This is a genomic window from Neoroseomonas rubea (genome assembly GCF_016106015.1).
GTDB lineage: Bacteria > Pseudomonadota > Alphaproteobacteria > Acetobacterales > Acetobacteraceae > Neoroseomonas > Neoroseomonas rubea.
This window is the reverse complement of sequence record NZ_JACADQ010000421.1, coordinates 1-3,085: the sequence shown is the minus strand read 5'-3', so window position 1 is coordinate 3,085 and position 3,085 is coordinate 1. Positions and strand designations below refer to the sequence as shown.

5 protein-coding genes are annotated in these 3,085 nt (G+C 72.5%); 1 reads left to right on the top strand and 4 read right to left on the bottom strand.

The features are described from left to right. Window positions 1-137 precede the first annotated feature (137 nt). Window positions 138-1,118, top strand: a complete 981-nt coding sequence (locus HW577_RS23005; protein WP_198378444.1) for a Bug family tripartite tricarboxylate transporter substrate binding protein — start codon at window positions 138-140, stop codon at window positions 1,116-1,118. A gap of 246 nt (window positions 1,119-1,364) precedes the next feature. Here HW577_RS23005 and HW577_RS23000 read toward each other — a convergent pair whose 3' ends face one another. The 4 genes from HW577_RS23000 to HW577_RS22985 form a co-directional block, all read right to left on the bottom strand. After that, a complete protein-coding gene (locus HW577_RS23000) occupies window positions 1,365-1,946 on the bottom strand; it encodes a nitrile hydratase subunit alpha (protein ID WP_198378443.1) in 582 nt (193 codons plus the stop codon). A gap of 3 nt (window positions 1,947-1,949) precedes the next feature. Then, a complete protein-coding gene (locus HW577_RS27095; protein ID WP_198378442.1) occupies window positions 1,950-2,243 on the bottom strand; it encodes an SH3-like domain-containing protein in 294 nt (97 codons plus the stop codon). After that, on the bottom strand, window positions 2,240-2,530 hold the full coding sequence (locus HW577_RS27090; RefSeq protein WP_198378441.1) for an SH3-like domain-containing protein: 291 nt from the start codon (window positions 2,528-2,530) through the stop codon (window positions 2,240-2,242). The genes HW577_RS27095 and HW577_RS27090 overlap by 4 nt, the downstream gene beginning before the upstream one ends. 42 nt (window positions 2,531-2,572) lie before the next feature. Next, window positions 2,573-3,085 (bottom strand): SH3 domain-containing protein (locus tag HW577_RS22985; RefSeq protein ID WP_232475181.1); only part of this gene is annotated, 513 nt, incomplete at its 5' end.

The following is a 3,085-nucleotide window of genomic DNA, read 5'->3' as shown; positions in this document are numbered from 1 at the left end:
GGGCGTCGCGGGGGCGGTTAGCACGCGGGGGCGGGGGCGGCAACGCGGCGGAAAGTCTCGCGCGGCGGGTCGGCCGCGTCCTAGGCTCGCGGCCGACCGGCCCCGCCAGAGGGCCGCGCAGGGAGAGAGACCGCCGCATGAGCCCCTTCGCCCCCGGCCGCCGCGCCGTCCTGATCGCCGCCACAACGCTCGCCGCGCCGCGCCTCGCCGCCGGGCAGGAGGCCTGGCCCGCCCGCCCGGTCCGCTACATCAACCCCTATGCCGCCGGCGGGCCGACCGACACGCTCTCCCGCCAGCTCTGCCAGAAGATGGCGGACCTGTCAGGCCAGCAATTCGTGGTCGAGAACCGCACCGGCTCGGGCGGCATCGTCGGCAACCAGGCGATCGCGCAGGCGGCGCCGGACGGATACACCCTCGGCCTCGGCGGTATCGCCACCCATGCCATGGCGCCGACGCTCTACGCGCGCATCCCCTTCGACCCGCACCGGGACTTCACCTTCGTGTCGGGCATGTGGCAGCTGCCGAACCTGCTGGTGGTGAACAACGACATCCCGGCCCGCTCGGTGCCCGAGCTGATCGCGCATCTGAAGGCCCATCCCGGGCGCTATTCCTATGCCTCGGCCGGGTCGGGCACGACGCTCCACATCTCCGGCGAGCTGTTCAAGACCCTCGCCGGCGTGGATATGGCGCACGTGCCCTATCGCGGCAGCGCGGCGGCGTATCCGGACATCATCGCCGGGCGCGTGCACATGATCTTCGACAACATCCCCGGCGCGCTGGCCCAGGCGCGGCAGGGGCGGGTGCGTGCGCTCGGCGTCACCTCGGCCGCGCGCAGCCCGGTCGTGCCGGATGTCCCGGCAATCTCGGAGACGCTCGCGGGCTTCGACATGTCCTCCTGGACCTGCCTCTGCGGTCCGGCGGGCATCCCGCGGGACATCGTCTCCCGCATGTCCGAGCTCGCACGCCGGGCGCTGGAATCCGACGATCTCAAGCGGCAATACCTGGAGCAGGGCGCGACTGCGTGGTGGACGACGCCCGAGCAGATCGCCGATTTCCGGACGGCGGAGGAGCGACGGCTGGCGCCCGTGATCCGCGCCTCCGGCGCGCGGGTGGACTGACGGCAAGCACGCCAGGGATGAACCTTGGGGCGGTTGGTACGCAGCCTGTGGTGTGGCGCGCGGGCGTCGCCCCCCTGGCCGGCGCGCGATACCCTGCGCACAAAGGCCCAGTCCTTGCGCCGCGTTTCCCAGCCATTGGTCCGCAGTCTTCGAGACCCTCCCAGGTCTCGCCCGGACGACGGGTGGCGGTCATTCGGCCGCCCTGCCCTGCGCTCCCGGTGCGGGATTGCGGCTCGATCCGCGTCGTCAGGCCTTCGGCAGCGCCACGCCGACCAGCGCGTCGCGCGTGACGATCGACGCCAGCCTCGCCTCGTCCCAGCCTTCCGTGCCGGCGGGGCGCATCGGCAGCACCATCCAGCGGAAATCGGCCGTGCTGTCCACCACGCGGATCTCGACGCTGTCGGGCAGCATCGTGCCCCATTCGGCCAACACCGCGCGGGGCTCGCGCACCGCGCGCGACCGATAGGCGAAGGACTTGTACCAGTTGGGCGGGTAGCCCAGCAGCGCGCGCGGATAGCAGGAACACAGCGTGCAGACGACGAGGTGATGCCGTGTCGCCGTGTCCTCCAGCACGCCGAGCGGCGGCGCGCCGGCCATGGACACGCCCATCATCTCGGCCGCGGCCTTGCCATCGGACAGCAGCAGCGCGCGATAGGCCGGGTCGGTCCAGGCCTTCGCCACCATGCGCGCCCCTGTCTCGGGGCTCGCCTTGTCGGTATTCGCCTGCCGGTCGGCGATCTCGGCCTCGGTGACGATGCCCTTCGCCTCGAGCGCGGCAACGAGGCGTTCGAGCAGCGCGAGGCTTTCCGCGCGCGGGGGTGCGGCCATCGGTCAGGCCTCCTCGAGCCAGTGTTCGAAAACCTCGACCATCACCGTGTCGCCCGGCCTGCCCTCGTTCCAGATCGGCGGCTGCTCGAACAGCACGTGGTACAGGTGGCGCTCGGGCGCCGGCCGCGCGAAGGCGAGGTCCTCGGGGTTCGGGAAGGCGCCGAGCGGGCGCACCACCTTCCCCGTGCGGCCGCGAATGTAGTGCGGCGTGCGGATGTGGCAGGGGCCGCGGCGCTCGGGCCAGTCATCCTTCACGCGCACCGTGGCGCCGGCGGCGAAGCGGGGGGATGCGTTCATTCCAGCACCTCCTTCGCCACATGCCCCTTCTCGACCATCAGCGTTGCGATCGACCGCAGCCAGCGCTCGTAATAGCCGAGCGCGAAGTACTCGCCCTCCGGGATGCTCTCGATGCCGCGGCGCAGCTCGTCCACGGTCATCAGCTTCTTCTGCGCCAGCACCTGGCGCAGCGCATCCACCTTCTTGCCGAAGGCGTCGGGCGGCACCTCGTCATGCTCGACGGGCGTGCAGTGGAAGCGGGGGAGGCCGCCAAGGTCGTGGATCGCGGGGGTATGGTCGTCCGGCATGGGTGAAGGCTAGGCCGGGCAGCGGCAGCGCGGCAAGCACCGCTACTTGATCTCCTCCTCGGCGGAGACGCCCCAGACTTCGCTGCGCAGGATGAAGCCGCGATGCTCGCCGACCTGCGCCTCGCACCAGGGGCTGCGCGGCTCGCAGGCGCGCAGGCGTACCACCACGCCGGGGCGCAGCCGCGCGACCGCGGGACTCTCGGCCTCCGCCCGCCGGCGCAGCGCTGTCTCGCTGCCGGGGGCGCCCCGCACGATGGCGCTGCGGCGGCCCATCAGCGTCGACTGGTGCACCCAGCCCTCGGTGCCCTCCGGGTCGCGAATGCGGCGCCAGAGCTCGAATTCGCGCGTGATCTCCACCGGCAATTCGCGCCGCTGGTAGGTCCATTCGATCGGGAAGCGCGTGCCCGGGCCGGCGCGCAGGTTCACCTCATCGGACCGCAGCGCGGCGAAGCGCGGCAGCGGCAGGTTGGTCACGGACCCCACGGATGGCTGGGGGTCGGGCGGCGGCGCGGCAGGGGCGGGCTCGGCCGGGCGCGGCGCGGCGGCGGCACCAGC

Bases quoted from the DNA above. Each gene is read 5' to 3' on its own strand.
- HW577_RS23005 (WP_198378444.1), top strand. From the start codon at position 138: ATGAGCCCCTTCGCCCCCGGCCGCCGCGCCGTCCTGATCGCCGCCACA.
- HW577_RS23000 (WP_198378443.1), bottom strand. From the start codon at position 1,946: ATGGCCGCACCCCCGCGCGCGGAAAGCCTCGCGCTGCTCGAACGCCTC.
- HW577_RS27095 (WP_198378442.1), bottom strand. From the start codon at position 2,243: ATGAACGCATCCCCCCGCTTCGCCGCCGGCGCCACGGTGCGCGTGAAG.
- HW577_RS27090 (WP_198378441.1), bottom strand. From the start codon at position 2,530: ATGCCGGACGACCATACCCCCGCGATCCACGACCTTGGCGGCCTCCCC.